25 protein-coding genes are annotated in these 25,126 nt (G+C 44.4%); 13 read left to right on the forward strand and 12 right to left on the reverse strand.

Features of this window, described 5'->3' with window-relative positions:
• Positions 1 to 19: 19 nt before the first annotated feature.
• On the reverse strand, positions 20 to 1,870 hold the full coding sequence (gene dnaG, locus JNK13_09035) for a DNA primase (protein ID MBL7662879.1): 1,851 nt from the start codon (positions 1,868 to 1,870) through the stop codon (positions 20 to 22).
• 204 nt (positions 1,871 to 2,074) lie between these two features.
• Here dnaG and JNK13_09040 point away from each other — a divergent pair, with 204 nt between their 5' ends.
• A complete protein-coding gene (locus JNK13_09040; GenBank protein MBL7662880.1) occupies positions 2,075 to 2,536 on the forward strand; it encodes an Hsp20/alpha crystallin family protein in 462 nt (153 codons plus the stop codon).
• Positions 2,537 to 2,668: 132 nt separating this feature from the next.
• Here the strand turns inward: JNK13_09040 and JNK13_09045 are convergent, their stop codons facing one another.
• Both JNK13_09045 and JNK13_09050 read right to left on the reverse strand, forming a co-directional pair.
• The gene (locus tag JNK13_09045) at positions 2,669 to 3,064 is read right to left on the reverse strand and encodes a hypothetical protein (protein MBL7662881.1); all 396 of its coding nucleotides are present in this window, start codon (positions 3,062 to 3,064) and stop codon (positions 2,669 to 2,671) included.
• A 134-nt stretch (positions 3,065 to 3,198) separates the two neighbouring features.
• Positions 3,199 to 6,081 (reverse strand): hypothetical protein, encoded by a 2,883-nt coding sequence (locus tag JNK13_09050; GenBank protein MBL7662882.1) that lies wholly within the window; start codon positions 6,079 to 6,081, stop codon positions 3,199 to 3,201.
• A gap of 132 nt (positions 6,082 to 6,213) precedes the next feature.
• On the opposite strand from JNK13_09050, the gene JNK13_09055 reads away from it, so the two are divergent.
• The 3 genes from JNK13_09055 to tatC all read left to right on the forward strand — a co-directional run bounded on the left by JNK13_09055 (position 6,214) and on the right by tatC (position 8,151).
• The gene (locus tag JNK13_09055) at positions 6,214 to 7,014 is read left to right on the forward strand and encodes an SDR family NAD(P)-dependent oxidoreductase (protein MBL7662883.1); all 801 of its coding nucleotides are present in this window, start codon (positions 6,214 to 6,216) and stop codon (positions 7,012 to 7,014) included.
• Between the two features lie 67 nt (positions 7,015 to 7,081).
• Positions 7,082 to 7,426, forward strand: a complete 345-nt coding sequence (locus JNK13_09060) for a twin-arginine translocase TatA/TatE family subunit (protein ID MBL7662884.1) — start codon at positions 7,082 to 7,084, stop codon at positions 7,424 to 7,426.
• On the forward strand, positions 7,423 to 8,151 hold the full coding sequence (gene tatC / locus JNK13_09065; protein ID MBL7662885.1) for a twin-arginine translocase subunit TatC: 729 nt from the start codon (positions 7,423 to 7,425) through the stop codon (positions 8,149 to 8,151). The genes JNK13_09060 and tatC overlap by 4 nt, the downstream gene beginning before the upstream one ends.
• Positions 8,152 to 8,421: 270 nt before the next feature.
• On the opposite strand, the gene JNK13_09070 is transcribed toward tatC, so the two are convergent.
• Complete coding sequence (locus tag JNK13_09070) at positions 8,422 to 9,120, reverse strand: DUF4397 domain-containing protein (GenBank protein ID MBL7662886.1); 699 nt, start codon at positions 9,118 to 9,120, stop codon at positions 8,422 to 8,424.
• 134 nt (positions 9,121 to 9,254) lie between these two features.
• Between JNK13_09070 and JNK13_09075 the strand changes: the two genes are divergently transcribed.
• Positions 9,255 to 9,935, forward strand: a complete 681-nt coding sequence (locus JNK13_09075; GenBank protein MBL7662887.1) for a response regulator — start codon at positions 9,255 to 9,257, stop codon at positions 9,933 to 9,935.
• Positions 9,936 to 9,994: 59 nt separating this feature from the next.
• Here the strand turns inward: JNK13_09075 and JNK13_09080 are convergent, their stop codons facing one another.
• On the reverse strand, positions 9,995 to 10,633 hold the full coding sequence (locus JNK13_09080; GenBank protein MBL7662888.1) for a lytic transglycosylase domain-containing protein: 639 nt from the start codon (positions 10,631 to 10,633) through the stop codon (positions 9,995 to 9,997).
• A 104-nt stretch (positions 10,634 to 10,737) separates the two neighbouring features.
• On the opposite strand from JNK13_09080, the gene nadB reads away from it, so the two are divergent.
• From nadB to JNK13_09095, 3 genes are read left to right on the forward strand one after another with little or no spacing between them, the layout of a single operon-like run.
• Positions 10,738 to 12,312 (forward strand): L-aspartate oxidase, encoded by a 1,575-nt coding sequence (nadB, locus tag JNK13_09085; GenBank protein ID MBL7662889.1) that lies wholly within the window; start codon positions 10,738 to 10,740, stop codon positions 12,310 to 12,312.
• A complete protein-coding gene (locus JNK13_09090; GenBank protein ID MBL7662890.1) occupies positions 12,291 to 12,836 on the forward strand; it encodes a hypothetical protein in 546 nt (181 codons plus the stop codon). Before nadB ends, JNK13_09090 begins: the two co-directional genes overlap by 22 nt.
• Positions 12,837 to 12,845: 9 nt before the next feature.
• Positions 12,846 to 13,484 (forward strand): site-2 protease family protein, encoded by a 639-nt coding sequence (locus JNK13_09095; protein MBL7662891.1) that lies wholly within the window; start codon positions 12,846 to 12,848, stop codon positions 13,482 to 13,484.
• A gap of 74 nt (positions 13,485 to 13,558) precedes the next feature.
• Here JNK13_09095 and JNK13_09100 read toward each other — a convergent pair whose 3' ends face one another.
• Together JNK13_09100 and JNK13_09105 are read right to left on the reverse strand one after the other, a co-directional pair.
• Positions 13,559 to 14,335 (reverse strand): hypothetical protein, encoded by a 777-nt coding sequence (locus tag JNK13_09100; protein ID MBL7662892.1) that lies wholly within the window; start codon positions 14,333 to 14,335, stop codon positions 13,559 to 13,561.
• Positions 14,336 to 14,433: 98 nt separating this feature from the next.
• The gene (locus JNK13_09105; GenBank protein ID MBL7662893.1) at positions 14,434 to 14,949 is read right to left on the reverse strand and encodes a hypothetical protein; all 516 of its coding nucleotides are present in this window, start codon (positions 14,947 to 14,949) and stop codon (positions 14,434 to 14,436) included.
• A 242-nt stretch (positions 14,950 to 15,191) separates the two neighbouring features.
• Between JNK13_09105 and JNK13_09110 the strand changes: the two genes are divergently transcribed.
• Positions 15,192 to 16,037, forward strand: coding sequence for a hypothetical protein (locus JNK13_09110; protein MBL7662894.1), 846 nt, complete (start codon positions 15,192 to 15,194; stop codon positions 16,035 to 16,037).
• Positions 16,038 to 16,202: 165 nt separating this feature from the next.
• On the opposite strand, the gene JNK13_09115 is transcribed toward JNK13_09110, so the two are convergent.
• Positions 16,203 to 16,538 carry a hypothetical protein gene (locus JNK13_09115; protein ID MBL7662895.1) on the reverse strand — a complete coding sequence of 112 codons (336 nt, stop codon included), beginning with the start codon at positions 16,536 to 16,538 and terminating at the stop codon, positions 16,203 to 16,205.
• A gap of 433 nt (positions 16,539 to 16,971) precedes the next feature.
• Here JNK13_09115 and JNK13_09120 point away from each other — a divergent pair, with 433 nt between their 5' ends.
• Both JNK13_09120 and JNK13_09125 read left to right on the forward strand, forming a co-directional pair.
• Complete coding sequence (locus JNK13_09120) at positions 16,972 to 18,006, forward strand: hypothetical protein (GenBank protein ID MBL7662896.1); 1,035 nt, start codon at positions 16,972 to 16,974, stop codon at positions 18,004 to 18,006.
• Positions 18,007 to 18,247: 241 nt separating this feature from the next.
• Positions 18,248 to 18,751: a hypothetical protein gene (locus tag JNK13_09125; protein ID MBL7662897.1), complete on the forward strand. Its 504-nt coding sequence runs from the start codon at positions 18,248 to 18,250 to the stop codon at positions 18,749 to 18,751.
• A gap of 139 nt (positions 18,752 to 18,890) precedes the next feature.
• Here JNK13_09125 and JNK13_09130 read toward each other — a convergent pair whose 3' ends face one another.
• On the reverse strand, positions 18,891 to 19,733 hold the full coding sequence (locus tag JNK13_09130) for a DMT family transporter (protein MBL7662898.1): 843 nt from the start codon (positions 19,731 to 19,733) through the stop codon (positions 18,891 to 18,893).
• A 556-nt stretch (positions 19,734 to 20,289) separates the two neighbouring features.
• Here JNK13_09130 and JNK13_09135 point away from each other — a divergent pair.
• Together JNK13_09135 and JNK13_09140 are read left to right on the forward strand one after the other, a co-directional pair.
• Positions 20,290 to 20,817: a cysteine dioxygenase family protein gene (locus tag JNK13_09135; GenBank protein ID MBL7662899.1), complete on the forward strand. Its 528-nt coding sequence runs from the start codon at positions 20,290 to 20,292 to the stop codon at positions 20,815 to 20,817.
• Between the two features lie 21 nt (positions 20,818 to 20,838).
• A complete protein-coding gene (locus JNK13_09140) occupies positions 20,839 to 21,846 on the forward strand; it encodes a putative sulfate exporter family transporter (GenBank protein ID MBL7662900.1) in 1,008 nt (335 codons plus the stop codon).
• 13 nt (positions 21,847 to 21,859) lie between these two features.
• On the opposite strand, the gene JNK13_09145 is transcribed toward JNK13_09140, so the two are convergent.
• The 3 genes from JNK13_09145 to JNK13_09155 all read right to left on the reverse strand — a co-directional run.
• Complete coding sequence (locus JNK13_09145; protein MBL7662901.1) at positions 21,860 to 23,293, reverse strand: hypothetical protein; 1,434 nt, start codon at positions 23,291 to 23,293, stop codon at positions 21,860 to 21,862.
• Positions 23,294 to 23,746: 453 nt separating this feature from the next.
• On the reverse strand, positions 23,747 to 24,190 hold the full coding sequence (locus tag JNK13_09150; GenBank protein ID MBL7662902.1) for an HU family DNA-binding protein: 444 nt from the start codon (positions 24,188 to 24,190) through the stop codon (positions 23,747 to 23,749).
• Between the two features lie 117 nt (positions 24,191 to 24,307).
• Positions 24,308 to 25,126 (reverse strand): glycosyltransferase (locus tag JNK13_09155; GenBank protein MBL7662903.1); only part of this gene is annotated, 819 nt, incomplete at its 5' end.

Raw genomic sequence — 25,126 nt, forward strand, 5'->3', positions numbered from 1 at the left:
CTAAGTACCTCAAATTCCACTACTTATTAATTCGCGATGATTCTTCTAGCTTTCTCCGGCTAATCAATTTCTGTTGTGCGTAATCTAAAGGGGATAAGTCTGCTTGAGTGCCCTGCGCGCGATCCGAATGAATTCTTTCTGCAAAACGCTCGATGTCATCAAGCACCGCATTGATTCGTGCGCCACCAAGTAACAGTCTACGCCTTAATTCACGTAAGACAATCTCATCACTGATACTATGATCGCGTAAAATCATTTCGACCTTAGAAACATCACTTGCAGAATCCAGCCACGACTCAGCGTTGCCTAAACGTAATGCTAGTAGTTTGTCGAATACTGAAAGTAATCGCTCCGGAATGATCTCGCGAATACGATTGTCTTGATCAATGCCCCAAAGCTTATCGAGCGTGCCGTGATCAAAAAGTGCCGCAAGTAAAAGCTCAAAACACAAAGCCTTAAATTGTCTTTCAGTTGGAGTTTCTTGACGCTTCTCAACTTGGTCCTTAGCGTGGGCGGCCTCAGGCTTAGCTTCAGTAACCGAAAAAGATGAAGTAATTTCAGCTTCCAAGGAATTGAGTAGTTTTTCCAAGCGGTCATAGGACAGGTCCAAGTGCGTAGCTCCTTTCTTTAGTAAAATCTCCTGTTCAACCGGGCTTTCTACGCGTCTAACGCGGGATACGTATTCTTCTGCAGCGCGAGTTTGGGACCCTACCCCTTGAATACCTGCAACTAATTCTGCCAGGAAAATTTCTTCAATTGGTTTGATCCGCGCGGCAAAAAGTTCTCTAATTTTTTCATAACTCTCACGCTGACAGAGGGTATCTGGGTCATCAGCTTGATCGAGAAACACCACTTGCACGTCGAGACCAGAATTTAAGAAGAGATCAAAGCTCTTCACTGCCGCCTTACGTCCTGCCTGGTCACCATCAAAAAGTAGCGTTACGCGGTCGACAAAGCGCTTGAGCACTTTTACGTGGTCTTCTGTTAAACTCGTTCCGCAGGTTGCAACTGTGTTACTAAAGCCGCGCACCGCCATAGAAATCACATCAAAATAACCTTCGACGAGAAAGACTTCTCGAGTGTTACGCATTTCAGGTAAAGCTTTATGCAAGCCATAGAGCGCTTTACGCTTTGCATAAATTGGGCTCTCCGGTGAATTAATGTATTTCGGAGCATCGTCAGACTTAATCACTCGCCCACCGAGCGCAATGACAGCTCCATCACTTCTTGAAATCGGGAAAATTATGCGGTCGCGAAAAGCATCGTAGGCGCGTTTAGCCTCATCGCTAGTTTCAGGGCTTTTTTTACGCAGTCCAACTGTGAAAAGTAAGTCCTCAAGCTCTGCTCCTGCAACTTCTTTCGATTTAACGTGCTCACGAATAAAATCCCAGGCACGCGGAGCATAACCCAAACCAAAATTTCTGATCACGTCTACTGTGATTCCACGTCGCGTAAGGTAATCGCGGGCTGCTGCTGCGTCGGGGCTTTTCACCAAAAACTGATAATAAACTCCAGCTGCGCTACGCATCACTTCGCGCATGGAGCCTTCTTTACGCGTGGTTTTAACTTTCTCACTTTGTTCTGGGACCGGGATATTTAAGCGCTTCGCTAGAAATCTTACAGCCTCAGCAAAGTTAAATCCTCTGGTTTCCATGACGAAGTCAAAGACTGAGCCACTTTTGCCACAACCGAAACAGTGAAAATATCCGTCTTCATCCCGCACTGAGAACGAAGGAGTTTTTTCATTATGAAATGGGCAAAGACCGGTTAAGTTTCGGCCTGAGCGCTTAAGCTGCACACGCTCGGAAATAATCTCAGCGATATTGGTGCGCTCGCGAACTTCATTAATTACGGATAGGGGGATGGCCATACTGCTTAAAATAGTTTGTATTTTTTTAACATAGTTCACTTGCCTTGCCTACTTTTGATGATTACCTAAGGACTGAGCCAGTCAGAGAGTTGGAGCTGGACAAACTTCGCAAATAATGTGGGCAAAAGTTAGACAAATAATATGCTTTTGCTTGCGGGCGAAAAGCAATTTTTATCAATCATTTACTTGAGGAGGTAAATCATTATGGCATCATTTTGTGACTATACACCAGCTAGCGCTAAATCACGTAGCTTATGGGGTGGAGACTTTGATCGCTTATTTTATCAATCTTTTGGGGATATTTTGGGCAATGTCTCAAACACCTTAAAAGGTTACAACAAAGCGTTCCCAGCCGTTGAAATGCGTGACACCGGGAAGGAATTCCTCGTAACGCTTGAAGCTGCTGGAGTAGATCCCAAGGAGCTTGATATTGCGATCGAAGATGGTGTGCTGACTGTTAAGGGCGAGAAAAAGCACGAGCATACGGAAGAAGATAAAGGGGTATTTTACTCAGAGCGATCAGTCGGAACATTTCAGCGTAGTTTTCAACTTCCTGATTATGTCGATGCAGAGAATGTAAAAACCAAAAGTACAAATGGAGTTGTAACTCTTACTTTTGGGAAGCTCAAAGAAAAAGCTCCGAAGAAAATTCAGATTGAAGCCTAAAGCAGGAGCTAAGCGGTATTACTGCCAGGAGTTTAGCAAGCTCCTGGCAGCTTTGTAATTTAATTAAAAGACAAAGGGGTTCTTGGAGTTTTTAAAACCTAGAACCCCTTGCGCAGTGCTAGATGCAGCGGACTACATTTTGCTGAAGTGCTTAAGCGCCATCTCCAAGGGCTTGCCTGCACACTTGAAGTCTTCTGGAACAGGTGTCTCGTATTTCTGTTCCAATGTTTGCCAGCGCTCAAACCCCAGACAAAGAATAGAACTACCAACTAGCAGTCCGATACTGATCCAGAATAGAGAAACGCGAATCCACCACGGCTCAAGCCCGCGTGTCATTGCCAAGCAGAAAATCAGCATGCAAATACATCCAGAAGATAAAATTCCGATGCATGCAGCATTGACTTGCTGGTTGAGTAATTTCATACGCTCACACGCCACTGGAAAATATCCCAGTATAAAATCCACGAATCTAGGTGCAAGCTTATAGCCTACAACAACGCCGAGAATGATTAAGACATAATTCATCATATCCTCCATGATATCCGGATTTGAACCACCCTGAGGCAACTCAAACCCGAATAGCGGAGGAAAAAACCTGTTACTCTCCAAGAACTACCCAAGTAGAGCCCAATAGCATGATCCGTAATTTTTTAAAATACACCTTACTGGCAGACTGACTGAAGTTGCAACCAGTAACCAGGGCTTTGATTAGCCGGGCATGAAGAAGTTGGATTTCCCGTGGGCATACACAGCCCCAATCCAGAGCGGGATTTTTCAATAAATGAGAAGTAAACTTGTTCAGTAGTAGGCGCAAACATCAAAGCGCCGCAATTTAGCTGGGCACGCACTTGAGTGTTGGGCGTGATTGTCATCGCAATTAACTCATCGTTTGTTTTACTTAAATCAACAGGACGAAACTCGGGCATGAGCGCACTAACAGTTGAGCCTTTTCCACCATACATCAAACCCCATACTTTCGGGCACTGGCCAGCGTTAACTTCAGCTGTATTAAGAGCCCAGTCTTTTTTCACACCTTCTCCAAGAATGCGCACGTTAGCATAAGCAGTAATTGCCGGGAAAAAGTAATGGTCGCTTTGCGGTAAGAACATCATATCTTTAGAAAGATGCGTCAGCACTACTCCATCAGCACCGACAATGCGCCGCGTACCGCGCACCAGCGCTAGAGCATCAAGTGCTGAACCAGGAGTCATCCCATCAAAGTAAAACCCTTTAAGTCCAGCTGGAGAGAATTCGTCCCACAAGTTTTGTAAAAACTTTAGGCTTTCTTCCGCATTCTTAGTGTAAAGAAACTGCGCGCCAATGTAGAAGACTGGGTCAGGAGTTGTTTGCCCTGACACGGGAGTTGTTAAGCGCTTTAGATAGTTCTTCACGTGAACTTTTTCAGCCGGTGAAACAAGATACGGACCTTGCACATCGGCTCCTGGCTGGTATGGATTCTTACAATTCGCAGGATAGGCTGTCACCTCCGAGCAGTTTAAATAGAGTGGATTTGGTGCAATGTAATCCTCAACCTTTGTCGCACTTGATTTACGAACATAATAGTACTGCGGCACATTTGGATTCTGTGCTCGCGCATAGCGCGACCAGTTGAGGAACACAATATTTAAATTATTTGGCGCAGTGCGAATTTTATTTAAGTGATTAGTGATATTATTGCTGCTTCCTTCAGGTAATTTAGGATCGACGCCGAGAGAATTCTGCAAACGTTCCGCGCACTGCGCTCGCGGTGCAAGTTCACGAATCGGAAAAGCTGAAAGCACAAATAGGTCGTAAGGCTTTAAATTGTAGCGAATACTCCATAAACCAGTTGGCCGTTTAGCGCCTTGGGGGTCGCTACTCCAGTTTCTGGGAGCATAGTTAACTTGCCAGTTATCGCGTTCAAGGGTGTCACGAAAATAATTTTCGTCATAGCGCCAGTCGCCAAAGTCGTCCGAACTCGAAGCACCACTGCCATTTGAACTATAACCCGAAGCATCGATATCATTAATTTGCTGTGGCGGGTAAATTGGCGAGAAGAAAAAACCTTCATAATTACTCAGATGCGCCTCAAAGATGGTGCCCACTTCTTGGTTAAAATAAAAATCCTTGTAACAGTTAGGACAAGTCCCATCAGCACGATTTTCTGGACTACCACTCACAGTCAGCGCTTGATTGCCAGCACGATCCCTAATTTTAGCCAAGAGTGTGCCATCCGGGCTAATTCGCAATGCGTAATGAGCATTACTTAAATACACATAATCAGTCTTTCCTGGCTTAGGCAGACTGCGGATTTTTAAGCCCAGTAAGGCTCCTGAGGTAAAATCAATTTTAGAAATTACCCTCCCCTGACGGGTCGTAACGATACTATCTCCGGAACTTGAGCTATTGATCGTAAAGCGTAGTGTGGCAGTTTCAACGAATAAATTTGTTGTAGTGGCAGAAAGCTCAGTGCATTTCGGAGAACTAGCTGCAATCTCCATGCCCGGATAAGAGAATTCCTGATTAACAGAACTAAATTCCCCCCCGCTTAAGCCTGTTTCAAAATTATTTGAAGGCTCAGAAAAAGTCACATCGTCAAGTAAGAAGCGGCCATGAAACCCATTCATCTCAATACTTAAGGAAAGTTTTACTGTGCTCGGGTCGCTTACTCGTGGGAAAGTAAACGAGATATTTTCATTCGCCCAAGGTCGGTTTTCGTTATAGGCATAGGCACCATCCCAGCGCTGCAGATTTACAAGTCGAATTTTTTCTGAAGCTCGCCCGGGGGTGCGCACGACTAGGAAGAAAGTTGGAAATCCACAAAATACTCCTAAGGTCTTAGCGCGGTAAGCATTGCCCTTGTGATTTGCGTAGGCAGTGGAATTATAGCAAAAAATATTTTCAAGCTTATGACGAAAAGTTAAAGTGTAGTTCGACCCAGGACTAAAGCCGGTCGACGGAAAAGGCACTTCAACTTGACCAATTAAATTCTCCGTTTCGTATGAACCAGTATAGCTTAAGAGTGTGCCGCCGTGGCCGTCGTTTTCGAGATTATAGCCCGTTGGTCCAGCGGGAGGAACCGGTGAAGAAGTTGGTGCTGGAGCAAGATACCACAAAAATTTCTGAGCAGAACGAGTAAAACGCTCTTCAATATTCTGAATGACAGTTTTTGGACTTGAATCAGTCTCCGTGCAAACAGGCTCGCTACCTCCGCCATTGCCGTTTCCATTGCCGTTTCCATTTCCATTGCCGTTACCGTTTTCGCTTCCATTATTCTCGAACAATCTAATGCATTGTTTCTTACCAAGCTTGATTGCTTTTTTTAGAGCTTTGCGTCGATGTGATTTTACTTTCTTGATCAGTGTTCGGTCGCTCACAAAACGTCGCTTAATTTTTGCGCCAAACTTCGATTCGCCTGGTCGAATGCGACAAACTGCTGAATATTTAAATTTTTTAAGTGGATTGGGTGATAGCTTAATAATTTTCGTTGGAACCGACTCAGCTCTGACAAGGCCTGGATAGCTAGCAAAGAAAAAGCACGCCATCAAAGCACTTAGTCTAAGCAAACGTTGAAACTTCAATAAAACTTGGAAAATAACCACTATAAAACCTATACCTATTCACATATCCGGAGATTTGCGTTAGGTGATCCAACAATAAAGCAATTATTTTCCTTAATCTTTCTTGAGGGTTAAACCATGACAGATAGAAAATCTTCTTCAGAGCAGCTTAATCAGAAGATCGTGCTTATCACCGGCGCATCGAGTGGCATTGGAGCTGCAACAGCACGGGTTTGCGCTGCAGCTGGGGCAAAGCTAGTTATCTGCGCGCGTAGGCTAGAACCACTAAAAACACTAGCAGCTGAACTAGCAAACGAGTTTGACACTAAAACCCATTATTTCCAGCTTGATGTCCGTGACAAACAAGCTGTGAAGCAAGCACTCGACTCACTACCTCAAGAATTTTCCCGGATTGACTGTTTAATAAATAATGCTGGCCTGGCTCGTGGAGCAGTAACTTACGACAAATACCCCGAAGAAGCTTTTGAAGAAATGGTTGACACAAATATTAAGGGCCTACTCTATGTCACGCACGCGGTTTTGCCAGGAATGGTAGCGCGCAACTCCGGCTATATTGTAAATCTTGGATCAATTGCTGGACGCGAGGCCTACCGCCTTGGTTCAGTTTATTGTGGAACAAAAGCATTTGTAAAAATGTTTACCGAAGGGTTAATTAGCGACTTAGTTGAAACCAAGCTAAGAGTTACTTGTATTGACCCAGGCAGAGTTGAAACTGAATTTAGTCTCGTGCGCTATTCAGGGGACAAGCAAAGGGCAGATCAGGTCTACAAAAACTCAACGCCACTCAAGGCCGAAGACATTGCAGAGCTGATTTTGTTTACAATCACTCGTCCAGATCACGTAAATATTAGTAATCTACTGGTCATGCCAACTGACCAGGCAAGTGTCGCTCTCGATGCGCGGAACGTAAAAGCATAGTTAGAGTTAAGGCTATAAATGAAATGTTCTTGCCAATAATCAGCGCTCGAGCGAAGCTATTCTTAAGATGTTTGGACTTGGCTTTTCAGAAATTATCGTAATCCTGATTGTTGCACTTTTAGTGCTGGGACCCGATCAGCTGCCCACTGTCGCAGTCAAGCTTGGGCGCTTCCTTGCCGGCCTGCAACGTTCTTTTGAAGACATGAAAAAGGATCTTAAGCTTGATGAGCTCGAACGCGAGATTCGATCTGCGGCTGTTGACTTGAAACGCATGGATAGTGGCGTGAGAACTCAAATTAGAGAGATTGTTTCTGTCGAGAATACCCCACACGAATCAGCGCAAGAACCAGCACAAAAAACCGAAACTCCAGCACGGGATACTACGCAAAAAACTACGGAGCAGGAGTCATGAGTGCCGAGAAAGTCATGCCGCTTACTGGACACTTGGCAGAGCTGCGTACGCGACTGTTTCATATTATCGGCGGATTGGTAGTTGCAACGCTGATTTTAGTAAACTTCACTGCAGACTTGTTTCAAATCTTGACTTATCCACTCTTAGTCACAAAAAAGCCTTTTGAGTTGATTGGCACAGGGCCTGCCGATGCCTTTATGGTGAAATTGACGTTAGCGATTGCAGGCGGTGTTTTACTTTCCCTGCCCTACACCTTTTATCAGCTTTGGCTCTTTATTGCACCGGGACTCCATGAAAAGGAAAAAAAATTTGTAGTCCCCTTTGTTACGGCAACAAGCATTTGCTTTTTTCTTGGCGTTGCTTTTGCTTTCTTTATCGCCTTCCCTTACGCCTTTGACTACTTTGGCGCAGAGTATCAATCGATTGCAGTACAACCTTCCATTCGCATTAACGAATATTTAACTTTCGTAATTAGACTTTTACTTGTTTTTGGAACGATCTTCGAATTGCCAGTTATTTGCTATTGCCTTGCGCGACTTGGGCTAATCAGTTCAGAGTTTTTAATCAAGCATTTACGTATTGCAATTGTGTTGATTTTTATTCTTGCTGCCGTTTTAACCCCACCCGACGTGGTCTCGCAGCTTCTAATGGCAGCTCCGCTGTGTGTGATTTATGCGCTTTGCATCTGGATCGCCAAACGCTTTCAGCGCACACCACGGGTCTAGGGCAAGAAAATTCCGCTTAAGGATGGCAATCAAGTTAGCGTTTCGAGTCATTGCAAACCTACGCAATCAAGTATGGCAATCTGCTTGCGTTTCGAGTCATTGCGAGCGGAGCGAAGCAATCTGTTAACTGATAAGTGATATTTTCTCGTGCTCGGTGAATAGATTGCGGAACTTGTCCGGCGTCCGGCGTAGTCGACAAAGCTGCATAGGGGAAAGAAATGATCAATGAGCCACGAGCAGACTTAGAGGTCGGGCTTAATCAGAGTTTACCTAATCTAAGTCGCGGAAAGGCATGAGGACACGAGCGCCGAGAGCGCGGGAGCCGGCGAGGACGAAGGTATTTTCTGTTTTATCTTCTATCTGAAATACGCGAGCTTGAAGAATGCTGCCACTGGCGCTGAGGACTTCGATTGTATGAACCCCTGGAGTGACGATAATTGATTCACTTTGAGCGCCGTAGCTGGTTGCGGTAGTGGCGGTTGTTCCTGAGCGAAGTACAATTGCAGCTTGGCCGGGAATAGCGTTAATCACTTTTAGAGCGGCGCTACCTGCAGCAAGTGGCGAAGAGGGTTCGGTGAAAACGTGAGCGGCGAAGGAAGAGCGGCTATCATCGCCTGAGACAACGACAGTTGTTTCGAGATCTTTTTCGAGGGTAGCAGTCAGATCGAGTTTAGAGAGTCCGCGTGAAAACACTGACTCGATTGAGAATGCCTGAGGGCCTGATTGTGCGCTAGAAAAGAAGTTTTCGATGCCGAAAGTTGAAGTCTGGAAGTCCTTTCCAGCGGAAGTTAGGACTAGTGGAGCTGAGTCGAAGGAAGCGTTAATCAGACGGATTCCGGTCCCGCGAGTGCGTGAGAGCTTAGTTGAGCCTGAATTTGAGTTTCCTGAGCCAGTGTCTCCTCCTCCACCTGAGCAGGCAGAGATTAGAAGAGAAACTAAGATTAATCCGAGTACATTTTGCTTAACCATCTAGGCGCTCCATTTTTAATGCTATCTAGCTGATATCACAGCTTGTTATTGAAATCTAACCTGCTTGATTCCAGGGGAAAGTTAAAGTTTTTCAGTGTTTTTGCCGTTTTACAATAGAGCTACGAGAATCTCGTATGGAATCAAAAAAGCAGACGATCTTAATAGTTGAAGACAGTAAGTCGCAGCGTGCGATTATTCGTCAAGCCTTTTTCGAGGAAAATTGCGAATTAATATTTTGCGCTGATGGCAAACGTGCTCAAGGAATTTATCTTTCACATCGTCCTGATCTTGTGATGCTTGATGTCGAATTGCCGGGGCAGAGTGGTTTTGATTTGTGTCGTTGGATTAAGCAACAGACTGCCGAAGAGTTTGTGCCGGTGATGATGTTGACTGTGCGTGATGAAGTTGAAGATAAGGTTTACGGCTTAGAGTCAGGGGCGGATGAGTATTTAACTAAACCCTTTGCTTTTGCTGAGTTAAACGCGCGCGTAAAAGCTCTGCTACGGATTCGTAACCTCACAAAAGAGCTAAAGCAGACCCAAATCTCGTTGAAACTTGCAGAGCAGCAGCTTTTCCGGGTGCAGCTTGCCGCCGGGGCTGCACATGAACTGGGGCAACCGTTAACGGTGATTCAAATCCATAGTGGGCTGTTAAAAAACTATGCAAACTCAGAGAAAATTCAAACCGTCGCGCAAACAATTGAGCAGAATTGTCGCATCATGAAGCAGACACTGGAAAAGTTACTACGCTTGAGAGAATTTAAGTCCGAAAAATATATTGGTGTAGATTCAATTACAAAAATAGAATCTGATTAGGGAAGTTCTAATTAAGTTCGAAGTTCAGTCCAGTTCGAGGAACAAGAATTGGGAGCGCACTAAACGTGTTTCTCGCGACTGCGATAGACAGTAAGTAGCGCCATAACGCGGCGCACATATTCCTGAGTTTCAGGATAAGGTGGAATGCTGCGGCGATAGTCATCCACCGCGCCTTCGCCAGCGTTATATGCAGCGGCAGCAAGCTTGTGATTCCAGTCATAGCGGTCAAGTAAGAATCTTAGGTATTGCACGCCACCTTTCACATTTGCCTCTGGATTATAGGCGTTTTTCACGCCAAAACGCTTGGCGGTTCCTGGCATAAGCTGCATGAGACCCATCGCGCCCTTGGGGGATTTAGCTTTAGGATTAAAATTTGATTCAGCATGGACAACAGCTTTAACAAAAGCTGGATCAAGCGCATGGGCTAAAGCGGTGCGAGAAATCATGTCGTCGTATTCGGATTTTTTTGCTGCGATTTTAAAACTTCGGGGGGAACTATAGGCCCAGCCTTTGTAACTCGAGAAAGAGCCTACGCTAGGCTTAAAAACATCGAACTTGACGCCTTCTTTTGGAGCTTTTGTTGTAAAAGTAATGACGCCGCGCTTGCCCTTAATGACGTACAAGGGTGAAGCCATGGCCTGGCCTACCAAAAATGAGGTGCAAAAGAGGGAAAAGAAAGCTAATTTTTTTCGTAGCATATAGACTATCACTTTTGATGTCAGTTTGTAGCAGTTCGTTTCCGTAGTTTCATTAGTAGATTCGATATTTCTATTTTACCTTAGTTTGTTGCATATTGTGAAGCGTGAATAATCAAGATTTCTTAGTAATTGGTTCGGGCATTGCAGGGCTATTTTTCGCTTATAAAATAGCACCTTACGGCAGTGTGACAATTTTAGCCAAGGATGAGCCCTACCAAAATAATACTTTTTACGCCCAAGGCGGAATTGCCAGTGTAGCTCTTGGGAGCGATTCGTTTGAGAGTCATATTCAGGATACCTTACTTGCCGGAGCAGGAATCTGCAAAGAAAGTGTAGTGCGAAACGTTGTAACTGAAGGCCCTGACGCAATTAATGAATTGATTGCGCTTGGGGTTGGTTTTGATCGCGACAAGTCAAGTGGCGAGTATAGCCTGGGCAAAGAGGGCGGTCACTCTGAGCGTAGAATTTTTCACGCAAAGGATCAAACGGGAGCCGAGATACATCGTGCTCTTTATGATCACGTAAAAAATTTACCAAACGTAAAAATTCTTTCGCATCATCTTTCGATTGATTTAATTACCAAAAAGAATCAAGTTTCTGGCGCTTACGTGCTCAACAAAAAAACTCGCGAAATCCAGCCATTTTCTGCGCGTGTCACTATTCTTGCCACGGGCGGTGCGGGGAAAGTTTATCTCTACACTTCTAACCCAGATGTCGCTACTGGTGATGGGATTGCCATGGCCTTTCGCGCCGGTGCGAAAATCGCCAATATGGAATTTTTCCAATTCCATCCGACTTGCCTTTATCATCCACTGGCCAAGTCCTTTCTGATTACCGAGGCAATGCGTGGTGAAGGCGCGGTTTTGAAAAATTCTGCAGGTGAACGCTTCATGCAAAATTATGACCCGCGGGCTGAGCTTGCTTCGCGTGACATTGTGGCACGTTCGATCGACGCCGAGATGAAGCGCACTGGTGCTGATTGCGTTTATTTGGATATCTCACATCGTGACAGCGAATTCATCAAGACCCACTTCCCTTTTATCTATCAACGCTGTCTAAGTTTTGGAATCGATCTCACTAAACAGGCAATTCCTGTAGTTCCAGCAGCGCATTATACTTGTGGTGGAGTAGTTGTCGATGAATATGGAGCAACAAGCCTGCCCGGACTTTACGCGCTGGGGGAAGTTGCAGCAACTGGACTACACGGCGCAAATCGTTTAGCTTCAAATTCACTCCTTGAAGCGGTCGTCTACGCAAAGCGCGCCACACAAGATATCACTCAGAAGCTCGCAAATTTTCCTGCACCAGAAGCACTAAAAGGCTGGGATCATCTCGACACAGCCATTAGCGAAGAGGAAGTAATTGTCAGCTATCTTTGGGATGAACTTCGACGACTAATGTGGAACTTAGTCGGAATTGTTAGAAGCAATCGGCGTTTAAAGCTTGCGCTCAGACGTATTCTCGAAATAAAGAATGAAACTAAAGATTATTATTGGAAGTATCGAGTCGAGCCGGACCTGATTGAGTTACGTAATCTTGTTAACGTTGCAGAACTGGTAGTTCGTTCGGCATTAATCCGCAAAGAAAGTCGCGGACTGCACTACAACTTAGATTATCCACAAACTGATGATCAAAACTGGAAAAAGGATACGCTCATATGCAAAACAGATTTAGTTTGATCTGGATTTTATTTATTTTTACAAGCTGTTCTCCCAGCACAGATCTCACTTCAATTCAATCCGAGGTAAACTCTGCTCAAGATTCAGCGCAGACTGAAATTGAAGTCTTCATGGCACGGGGTTACATGGGTGGTTCGAATTATGAAAAACTTCATTTGAAAAACGGCATCCTCTGGGCAGAGTGTGGAGAAATTGATCGTAAAAAAGTTGAAACTGCTCCAGCCGAAGAAACTATCGTGAAACTTACTGCTTCAAACAGTGCTGAGGCGGCTACGCAAACTGCTGCACTTTGGGGCTTTAAAGACTCGTTTCAAACATTTCCGCAAGCTGGTTCAGCTTTTTCATTTACTGGGCCAGGGATACTCGAGGTTAAAAATTTAACAGCGAACTCTTCATTTAAAACCTCTGTCGACTCAGTTGCAAACGAAGACTTTAAAGCCTCAAAGCCACTGCTGCGCTTGATTAACATCCTACGTAGGGAAGCAAAGCTTAACTGCACAAGTAAGTCATTCTACGGACTCTAAAGAATTCAGATGGATCACTCAGACTATTCGCAAACGCTTTTATATTTTGCACGTTTTTTTGCGCTCTATATTGCTGTAGTTCCTCACGAAGTTGCGCATGGCTGGGCAGCGCTAAAGCTTGGAGATCCGACCGCAAAGTCGCTTGGGCGACTAACATTAAACCCAATCCCGCATATCGATTTTTTTATGACAATTCTTTTGCCGGGAATGTTAGCTCTATCTGGCTCTCCGGTAATTTTTGGCGGCGCTAAGCCAGTTCCCGTCAACCCCCTCTACTTCAAAAAGCCGCGACAAGGCATGTGTCTTGTCGCAGCAGCCGGGCCAATCACAAATTTTCTAATTGCGCTCATTTGTTTCGCTTTACTCTATACAGGGATTTTTTCGCTGCAATCCGAAGCAGCATTAGTTACAATTATTGTGCTCTTTACAAATGTTGTTTTGGGAACGTTTAATCTTTTTCCAATTCCACCCTTAGATGGTGGTCGCATTGCAGTTGGACTTTTACCAAAACCAGTCGCACGCGCCTTAGCGCGGCTTGAACCCTATGGTTTTTTTATTATCTTTGGGTTACTGGCAATTGGTGCTTTTGATGCGGTCATTAAAGAAGTGCTCAAGGCAACCAGCTGGATTCTTTCACAATCGATATAAAAACAAAGGCGCTTTTATCTTACGACAAAAGCGCCTTCATCAGTAGTTAGTTATTACAATATGTGTTTATTCTATTATAGGTCCGCCGGTGCATCACACTTAACAGCCCAGCGCACGCGTGGCCCCGCTTCCTCGTACTCTCCATATGTAACAAAGCTTAATGCATAGCCAGATGCATAGAACAATTCAGTTGTTCCTGAACAACTAGATTCGTCTGCACCGATAGAACATAAATGATACGGCTCAGTAGGTTCGCTTTGATAACTTGGCAATGAATTGATATAAAAATCAACATATTCATCTTCCCCAAGTGAGTGAGAAACCTCAATAGTATAAGAAACTTCAGAACAGGAATTTAACGTACTATTAGAAACTGAATGGCTATCGAACCAAATCACACCTTGGCCGATATCATCGATCGCCCAAGCTTCAGGGGTATCTGAAGATAAACTATTACTTCCAGTCCCACCTTGGAAATAATCTAGCGAATTTCCGGGAATACCTTGTTCTCCTTGTAGTCCTTGCTCTCCCTGTGCTCCCGTTGCGCCGGTGGCTCCCGTTGCACCAACTGCCCCATCAGCGCCTGTTGCCCCGGTGGCCCCTGTTGCACCAACTGCCCCGGTAGCGCCTGTTGCCCCGGTGGCTCCTGTTACTCCTGCAGGCACAGAAATTAGCCTCTCGCCTTTTTTACAGGACGTTGTTGATCGGTAGTATACAGTACTGCCGCCTCGCTTAACGCAAAGTACGTCAGCCTGCGCTTCAGTTGAATATGTCCAAATTAGAGCGGAGCTTAAAACTCCGTAGACTAGTGGTAAAATTTGACTTCTTGTCATGATCATCGCTCCATCCATAAAGAGTTGATAAAAAGCACGCTAGCAAAGATCCCACGGATAGTTTATCTGTGCAATTGGCAAAATCAAACTTAAAGTAATAAGAAATTTGCAGTGCTTCACGCTTGGGCGGCTAATTGCTGATGCCCCAAATTATACACCAGATAGATAGCTGCTGAAAAAAGCAAATCGCCCAACAAAGCTACTCCGTAAAAAGGCAGTGCCATTGTGTAACAGCTTACCAGTCCAGTTAGTGTTCTGGGATAAATTCCTGAAGTCAAAAAAACTGCAAAGTTAGACAGCGCAAAAAATAACGTTGAGGCAGTGAAGGTATATATTCCAACGGATTGGATTGATTCATGTTTTAAGTATTTCAGCCCGAGAATAGCAATCAGTGCATAACAACCATAGATAAAGGGCATGAGTTCATGAGCACCCACGATTAGATCAGAGAGAAACATGCCTGCCACGAGAGCCGCGATTAAACGCGAAGGTGATTTAATCAAGACACTTCCCCAGAGGGCCAGCGCTAAAACTGGAGTTAGATTTGGTGGGTGTGGGATTACGCGCCAAACAAAAATTGTGGCTACAACGAGTAAAAAATATTTGAGTTCTTGTTTAGATTTCTGCTTCATAGGACCTTTTTAGTCCAAATTAGTGAAAAACTACAACGGTTTTAGTTCATACGGCTGAAATTATTACGAAATCGGGCAAATTTAGCTGTTGTCCAGCGTGTCGCACCTGGCTATCATAGCAAAAACGTCATCCGGGACGACGTGGATGTATCTTCTACAGAATGTCTGGAGATCTTTCGACTCGTAACTAAAATAATGCATGGGGCAAAACTCGTTAAAGATCACAATGCTAATAGGACACTATGAAAACAAAATTTCTACTAACAACATCACTGACATTATTGGCTTCATCCACACTTGCTGCGCCGGTAGATTTCGGCGGTTGGGGTGAAAGAATCAAAGGCGCTGGTGATAAGATTCCTCCGCAGTGCACTTTCGATGTGCCCCGTGGAGCTAAGGCACCGTTTTCTGTAACTTGGTATTGTCAGGATAATTTTACTAAGGATCCTGATATTACGACTGAGGTGTATTTAAAGAAAAAAACTGAATCAGATTTCAAAATGGTTTATCGTGCAATGGGATTTCCAGCGGCGTTTGGCGTTGGGGCTGACACCCTAGGAGTTACGGCTGAAGGAGAATTTACAGACGGCCTACCTGCAAGTTTTCGTTTTGTGGCCATTGACCGTTCAGGGAACCGCACAATTTCTCAAGAAATTCAAGTTACTTCTGAAGATCTCTCGGTTTCTAGCTGTTCGATGGAATTAACCACTGCAGGAACGGAAGCCACAGAAGAAGGTGAGACCGGAATTCCAGAATCAACACTGAGCATAGATTCAACCAGCGTTACAACAAGTTTTGGAACTACGGGGGGAATTCAATTTAAAACAGTGGCTGCGGTTGAGGCTTCAACTTGCGATATTGAATCGCTCTGCGGAGATGGGACTGAGCCAACAAGTGTAAGTTTTAGCTGTGACGTTTCGGGCACAAGTTCACTAACTGGCACATGTTCCGTAAGTCCTGGAGCTGAAGCTGTGACGGTGACGGGAACATCAACTTCAGAAGGTGGAAATGTTTCAGCGCTTGAGCTCACTGGTGAGACAGAAGTTGACGGTCAAGCTGCAACGTTAAGCATTAACTGCTCGAAATAGTTTCGTAGGTAGTCTGATTGTAGCCGCGGAAAAAGCTGATGCGAATCTAAACACGCCTGCCTGAGGAATTTCTAAACCTTTTTTGAGGATGAGATGCTGGCGGAAAGACCAAGGTCATTTCCGCCACATCCATGTGTATTAGTCGAGCTCTCCGTGCTCAACTTTTTAGCTTGAAAGACGCAGCAGAATATCCTTTCCGTAAAAGATCCCTTGCAAAGTCTCATAGGGAACATCCCAGGGGAGTTCCCTTTTGACATGAGAATAATTGCTGGTTCGCACTGGCTCATTCTCATCGGCAAGGCGCCAGAGGGCATTTTGGGCTGAATTTCCTGTGGCTTTCTTGGCCTTAGGAAATTGATCCTTGCCGAAAAGCCAGAACCAGCCAATTTCAAGCCAGCGAAGAAACTTCGGCAGTTTCCCCTCTGTTAGCACGACACGGGCCTCGAAGCTGCAGCTTGCAGCATTTTGGCCAGACGACGAAACGATTACCATTTGCTTCATGCTTCACCATCCGCCACCAGTCCCTGGTGACTTAAAACGCAAAAAACCGTTGATTCCTCAGGTCAAAGCGTTACGGGCAGTAAATCAGAATTCTTGACTAAATGTCAACGAATTGCGACGCAAATAGGTACGTAGTCCTGAGCTCATAGAATTACTTCAACTTCTCAAAATACTGACTTGAGAAACAGTTTCTATTTTCAAAAATTCACAAAAAGACATGTATTCTAAACTACTTACGAAACTCCTTTATCCTAACGGCCGTAGGTACGGGGTCGGCCGTAGGTACGGGGTGGTCGGCCGTAGGTACGGGGTTACTTTTAAATCAACACAACATATAGCTCCCTTGCCAGCATATACATTTCGCAATGCACTTTTTTATGGACTCACTCAATCAATATCCATAGAATTTAGCATAAAATTACAAGGAAAGCGTATGAGTATAAAAAAATTCCTGGCTGTCATCAGTACATTCCTAGCAAGCACCTCCATTGCTGCTCCAATTCCGCAACCAGATAAAAATAATCTGCTGTGGAACACCGACCTAGACCAGGCAAAATACGTGTCCGCAAAAGAAGCCAAGCCCATTTTGTCGCTCAGGCTATTAGGTAATTTCACAGAAGAACTCAGCTGCGCCAATAGCCGAGTGTTTAAAACACTACTCTACCCCGACCCTGCGATACAAAAATTACTCCGCGAAAAATTTATCCTGCACTGGAGTTCCGAGCGCGCAGTCCCAAAAGTAACAATCGATTTTGGCGACGGACGAAAAATCAAAACAACCGTTACTGGCAACAGCATTCACTACATTCTTAACGAAAACGGCCAGGTACTGGACGCTTTACCCGGCGTATACGCCCCTCGAGTGTTTGAATCAAAGTTGCAAAAGATAATTTTTGCCTATTCGAAAAATAAGACCGCGGTCGACCACAAAACTACAATCACCGCCATTCAACAAGAACTTGGGCAGGCTCTACCAATCATCGAAAATTATTTCGGCTTGTCACTGAATAACTTGCAACCCGATCGCCTCGCCGCTAACGCCTCAAATTTGGCCTTAACGAAAGCAGTCATGCAAACAAATACCCTAAAGTCGCTGGGCCTAGCCGACTCACGGCAATCTACGATAAATGATTTTCGAGCCGAGCTTTTACCTTTAGTGGGGTCTGTTGACGTCAATCTTTCCCCAGAAACGACAGCGCTAATTACAAAAATGCATGCTGGCAACCCTGAAGATTTGGCCGCGCAAATCGAATACCTCAAGCAGTCTCTCAAAATCGATACGTTTCTAAATCAATTTCTCAGGGCTCGAATTCACTCTTGGCTGCAAAATGGTCAACCCTCAGACCTTAGTAGTCTCAACGAAAGGGTCTATAAGGAATTATTTCTAACACCAAAAGATGACCAGTGGCTTGGCCTGTATAATCCAAGGATTTTTACGGGGTTATCCAATGGTGGAATAATTAAGTAACGTACACTCAAATTACAAGCATAACAATAATTACTAAAAAATTATTTCGGGTAGATCGAGGCATTAGCTCTCTGATTCGCTTTTTTACGAATAAGTGAATCAGAGAGAATGCAGTAGGAATTAAGGTTTTTACCTTTATCGATAATGATCACGCGTAGCAGTGTCTTGATTTTGTGAATAGAAATCCCAACGAAATCAAGAAACTGCTAACTGCGGTTAAATCCAAATAGAGGTATCAACAATGACGACCACGTCCAACAACTACGCCCTACTCCGGGGCATTTCGCTTTTCGATGTCAGTCTAGCTGTATGCAGCAAAGTCCTCGACATCATCGGCATCGGCGGCTTTCCGAATAAGCAGGCCGGCCAGCAACTGCTAGGCAACTTGATTGAGGTTGCGCATCGCAACCTTACAATTCCTGCAGAAGCGCTGGCAACAACCTGGAACCAAAGCCAGGGCAACTCGACCATGACGGTCGGCAACCCTGGGCAACCATTGATCCGGCTACAGTCTAAAGAATGCGGCTGTATAATTAGGATCCAATGCGATGTAAACGGCGCGCTCACCTTCGGAATCGACTTGATCGATCCGAAATCCGAGAACTCCGCACTCTTCGCGAAACTCTGCGAAATGTTCGGACTCGAACTTGAACGAGCAGACCTGAGCGAAAGCAAAGGAGCCGAAGCAGAGTTCGATGGCAACTTGAGAGATTGCCAGCGCATCATGGTCGTCGTAAAAGACTGACACCGACTCAAACAGCTGTTGGGGCGGTTAAAGGTTTTTACAAAACCTACTGCCCCTCTCTGTTTTGCCACATTCTGCTTTAGTGACTCGTTTTCGTGAAGCAATTCCCTAAACGCTTGAACTAATATGCGACAAATGCTCAGTTATTCCTAGCAATCAAATAACCCCAAACAGTCACACTACCCAGCACAATCATCCCGCCGGTAATCGCCAGGACGGATGGAACTTCCTTGTGCACAAGAAACACCCAAACCGGGCTTAAAATCGGCTCAAGTGTAGTAATCAGCACGGCATCAATTGCTCGCACCTGCTTTATCGCCTCGCAATACAAAATAAATGGGATCGAAAGTCCGAAAGAGCCGAGTAGCAAAAGGCGCGCACCCACATGTAGGTCGGAAACGCTGTTATCTATGAAAAACGCTCCGACAATAGCAATCAGGATATTACCAAGTAATACCGTTTCATGTGGTGATTCATTCTTTTGCAACCTCAAGCAAATTGTATACCAAGCCAAGGCAAAGCCGCAGATTATCCCACAGATATTTCCAATCAACCGTCCCCCGTCTAAGCGATCCATGAAAAATAGCGATGTTCCGAACAAGACAATTGCTCCGAGTAGATAGTCGCGCAGCTTTAAATATTCTCCTAAATATCTGCCGCCAAATAGCGCCAAAAAAACTGGCGCAGTGCACTGGAGTAAAACTGCATTAGCAGTTGTTGTCATGTAATTTGCGGTAATAAAACAGCTGATATTTAACGCATACGCCACAGCGCCAAAGATCTGCGCCTTTGACCAGTTAAAGCTGAGTTTCCGTCTTGCAAAAATACGTAGATAGAGTGCCTGAACAACAACTGCAATCATACTTGCGATTCCGGCAATTCCAAGTGGATGGAGTGGCAACCCTTTGACAAACACACCAATCACGCTCCACATTAGAGCTGCGATAATAAGTTGCAAGACTGGAAATGCGGCTGAAGGCATCTTGAATTCTTAACATCGTCTGCGGAGATAAGCTATCTCTGATAGTTGTTCTTTGCCGACAAAAAAGGGAGAGGGTGCTCTTGGCATAACAACCTAAGAAGAAACCTCTCCATCAATGCTTATGAAATCTTAAAAACGAGCGCTTTCTTCGCTACCCCTACAAGGATGCCCTTCGCATTGCGTTCGACAAGCACTGGGCTGTCGGTCTGAATTTGCAGATGTCCATTGTGCAATTCAATTGTGACCGAATGGCCATGCATATGTTTTGTAGTTTTTCCTTCTGACGCTACGACCTTTATAGGCGGCTTATTTATTGCCAGAGCCCCGTCTTTGACAAGGTTGAATGTAAATGTCCATGCTTACCAAGCTGGACTGCAAGAGTGATCCCATTTTTCGTGTGTGGCATTAATTATCCTCCATGCGCACAAGTTGTGCCTAGAAACAATATCTCTAGGCACAACTTAGCGAAGGACAAATGAGCAAAATAAAACCTGTTAACCCTCTCTACCCAGAAATTTAAATAGCAGCATAGACATTACGATTCAAGAGGAGTATTATGCGATTAGCAGAAGAAGAGAGTCTGATGAATCAAAAAGTCTCAAATTTAGTTTCGCGACTAGATCATTTAAGCCGCCGCGCCTCGCTTGGCGAGCTTGGCCAGTTACTCGCTTCTGAAAACATCACGCTACATGACATCAGCGATTACTACATTTTTAATGATATCCACTATCAAAGAAACAAAGTCTCAGGATCAGAGTGGTATGACCTCTACGTAATGTGCTGGAAACCAGGACAAAACTCTGCAATTCATGATCATTTAGGATCGAGCTGCGCCTTTAAGATCTTGCAGGGCATGGCAACAGAATATCTCTATGAATGTGTCGACTGCGAGCATAACTACGTCCAGCAGGCAGGAATTCAAACTTATAGCCCTGGCTTAGTTTGTGAGGCTCAAGATGGGGATATCCATAAAATCGTGAACGGCAGCACAATTGAGCCATTAGTCACCATGCACCTTTACTCCCCACCACTTACAATGAACGTCTATGAACCTGCTCCTCAAAAAGTAGTGGTCAATTCTTAAACTTTTTCCTAGAACACCTTCATGTTCAAGAAAGAAAATTTACCAGGCCTACTATTATTATTTTCTACTGCATTTCTCGCCCAATATTTATCAGCACTCTACGACGTGCACGGGAAACACCCGATTGAAGCCTCAGCAGTCGCGATTGTACTAGGAATCCTAGGTCGCAATCTTCTCAGTTTACCAAAGACATTGACTCAGGGCTTAAAGTCCGGTGATGCAGCACTTGCTGCTGGGATTGTGTTTTTAGGCGCAAGTCTAAATTTAAAGCAAGTCATCGCTCAAGGCCCACTCATTTTAGGCATTATTCTAATCACGATGCTTGTGAGTTTTTTTGCAATTTATTTTCTCAGTAGAAAATTTTCTCTTTCAAGTAATTTATCTTTACTACTTGCTGCAGGAACAACAATTTGCGGCACCTCAGCAATTGCTGTTACAGCGCCACTAATTAAAGCCAAGGATTCCGAAACGAGTTACGCAGTAGGAGTCGTTGCACTTTGCGGGCTAATTGCAATTTTTCTTTATCCATTTTTGGGACATTTTGTTGCAGCAAGCGACTTACAATTTGGAATTTTTGCGGGCACTGCAATTCATTCTACCCCACAAGTCGTCGGAGCAGGTTACATTTATTCAGATCTTGCAGGACAGACTGCGACCACAGTAAAATTAGTGCGTAATTGTTTTATGGCGCCAATGGCTTTTCTGATTGCTTTTTTAGCAGCAAAATCAAGTTCTGAAGCAGCTGGACCAAAACTTACGCGGGCTCAGGTTTTACGCGCATTCCCTTGGTTTTTATTTGGTTATTTTATTTTGGCTGGTATCAATTCGCTAGGCTATATTCCCGCAAAGCTTTCTGCTCAATTATCAGATCTGGGGAAATTTTTGATTATTGTCGGCATGGCAGGTGTCGGTTTCTTAAGCGATCTGCGGTCGATTAGTAGCGTTGGCTATAATCCTCTGATTGTCGGTTGCCTTGGATCACTCATCGTCGCACTTGTGAGCAGTATCGCGATTGCTTGCTTAGTATAGTCGCTGGCTGATTTTAACCTTTTCGCGCATTTTTCTTGCGCGGAGCAACTTCAATTTCATCATCAAAAACTTCATCGTTAATGGTGTAGGGGTCGTCAGGAGCATGCACAATCCGCAGCTGCGCAGATTTACTTGGTTTTCTCTGCTCAATCGCATGAGGCAGTGAACGGTTGAGGAAGAATTGCGAGATACGGACTAAAATCATACCAAGCAGTAATAAAAGTGGGATACGCACTAACCAAGGTGCCCAGTTCGGTTCAGCATGCTGTGGCTTGCCAGTATATGTCAGTGACGTGCCAGAAGTAGCTGCTTGTGTCTCAACCGACGGTGCTCCCTGTGAGGTCCTCAGTAGTTCTTCAACCATTGTCTGTTCGGGCAAACCATCAACAAAAGTTCTAGAATCATTCAAGTAGAGAATCGCGTTTGCTGGATCGCTACGATCGAGCGCATCAATTGAGCCGATCACATATACCTGAGCCAAGGTTTTCTTCAGTTCTGGGAAATTTTCAGCATAGCGGCGTAAAAACCCACTTGACTGTTCAGCATCTAGAATTTCTTGGCGTAGCGCAACGCTGGCACGAGTTGCAACGAACAAGCCAAAGTGCTGCAACTCAGCAATAAATTCACTCGCTGCATAGCGCGGCTCTACGCTATTGATCAGTGGCAAGAGTAAACTTACTTCGGCACGATTAGCCGCAACGAACTGAGCGACAAGACGACTGCGTTCAGTCTCAAATTGGCGGCGGAAAATCGGGTCCTGTAGAGTGCGATTACTTAAAAAGGCACGCCCAGGCAATGCTTTTTCCACGCGATTCTTCATCACCTCTTCAGCACGATCAATCAAATCATTTAGATACACTTCTTCCTTAAAGACCATACCTTGGGTTGTAGTGTGATAAAGTCCACTTAGTAAGTGTGCTGTGGTCTCTAGAAAAATTCCCAATGGTTTATTGACTAGCAACACGTCATCAACGAAGGCGCGCGCTTCGGATGGTTCACGACGGGTTTCGTTACGCCAATCTTCCCAATCGTAGGAATTAAATTTGGTGAGCATTGTGTTTAGTGCCGTAGTCTTTAATGCAGGCAGTATTTTAGTTTCGTAATCTTGATGTTGATCGAGTTGGGAGGTTTTAATTGCAGCTAACGCAGTAGGACTAGCTGATTCAATCGCGCGCTGGAGCTGAGTAATTCTTTGAGCACTCATAGTTGCAGCTGAGGAAGTTGACGAATAACTCGCGCGGCTTTTTTCTAATTTTTTATTTTGTTTGACGTCCGGATTTGAAGTTTGAATGTGGAAGCCTGTTACAGCAGGCTGATCACCAGCTACCTGTTCTACTGTGCGGATTCCGGTACCAAGAAAATAATTAGCAATTCCTGAGAATGTAAAAAGTACAGCTAAGGTGCTTCCAGCTATAAAAAGGGCAATATTTCGCACGATTGGGTTCACAATAAGCTACCTAGGTTCTAGACGTGCTGGATAATATAAAAAACTATAGAATTAGTCAATTTTAGGACTTTGGTCTTTTTATGCGCATTCCAAATCTATTTAATTATTCTAAAGAGTTATACATGCATAAGCTAAGTGACTAAAAATAACCCTGTAATTTTCTCATACCCATTCTTTGCCCCTACCTTCAGTGCAAAAGTAACCCCGTACCGTCAAAGTAACCCCGTACCGTCAAAGTAAAAGTAACCCCGTACCGTCAAAGTAACCCCGTACCGTCAAAGTATCATTATCATTCTTCTCTTTAAGCCCCGTATCTTTCTTCAGGCTGCATCTATCTGACCTTATATCTTTAATTCAGAAAGTCGTCTGAAAGTAACCCCGTACCGTCAAATCAAAATAAAAAAGCCGGGGCAGAAGCTGCTCCCGGCTTTTCAGCGAAATATAGCTAAAAAACTATAATACTGCTTCTTTCATTGCCTTATTAGGCGTGAAAGCAACTTTCTTACGCGCAGGAATGTGGATTGTTTCCTGAGTCATTGGGTTGCGGCCCATACGAGCTTTTGTTCTACGTACTTGCATCTTTCCAAGTCCAGGAAGTGCGACTTTGTAGCCATTTTTCAAATTACTTTGAAGCATAGTCATAAAGCCTTCGTAAAAATTCTTAGCTTCTTTACGAGTTGCAAATCCGCAAAATCCACGAACTGATTCATAGAACTCAGCTTGTGTATATTGAGTGCGATTCTTCGGCGCCATCAAAGTTGGATTCTTTGGCGGAGTTGGAACGTGCTTTTTAGGCTCAGCTTTAACAACCACTTTCTTTGTCATTGTTTTGCTTGTTTTCTTCGCAGTCATCTTTTTCATTGGCTTCTTAACCATTTTCTTTGTTGTTTTTTTCATGTTTCTAATGCTACCTCGGTAAAATGTTTGAAAAACATGTCCTTCTGGTAACGCTAAGTGCGTTTCTGGTCAAGAGGAAAGTAGCAAAAAAAGCTTAAAAAATCGCATTTTTCTAAATTATTTACAAAGGTCTAAAAACACCTCTGCATACGCAGTAGTGATTTTTGCCCAGTCGAACTCCGCTTTAGCCCGCTTAAATGCTTGTTTTTCCAGGGTTTCGTGCAGATCGTGATTTGAAATGACACGATCTAGCGCAATCGCCAGATCGGTGACTGAATTTTTCGCATAGTAAAGTCCTGCGTTCCCAAGGACTTCACGGTGCTCTGGTACATCATTAGCAATAATGCATTTTCCAAAACCCATAGCTTCAATGAGTGCTGGATGGGCTCCTCCAACCTCAGTTGCCTGAATATAGGCATAAGCCCCTGTTTGCAGTGCAAAATAATCAGCCTCAAATTTATATCCTAAAAATACCACCTGGGAGCATGCTTCGGCCTTAACTTGTTCAATGTATTCTTTGGAATATGGAGCATCGCCTACAACTACGAGAGGCATTTTTTTTCGGATCGAAAGTGCCAGTTCATTATAAGCTCGCACTACAACAAGGGCATTATTCTCGGGTTCAAGTCTACTTACATACAGCAAATAATGTCCGGCACTCAGTTGATATTCAGCTAGCACGTGCGAGTCGATTGAGGGATTACGATCGCGAAATCCGTATCGAATTACACTTGACTGCGAGCGATATTTTTTTGCGTAATAATCTTGGATTACATAGGCGTCAGCAATAATTCTATTCGCAAACAGGCATGAGCAAATCTCACCCAAGCGATACCAAAGGCGCCCGAAGACATTCCATTTCGCGCGCTTGCGTTCGACACCATCAACATTAACTACGCAGGGAATTCTCCTGATTTTTAAGATCCAAGCCAAAGG

This window comes from bacterium (genome assembly GCA_016786595.1).
Classification (GTDB): domain Bacteria; phylum Bdellovibrionota_C; class UBA2361; order SZUA-149; family JAEUWB01; genus JAEUWB01.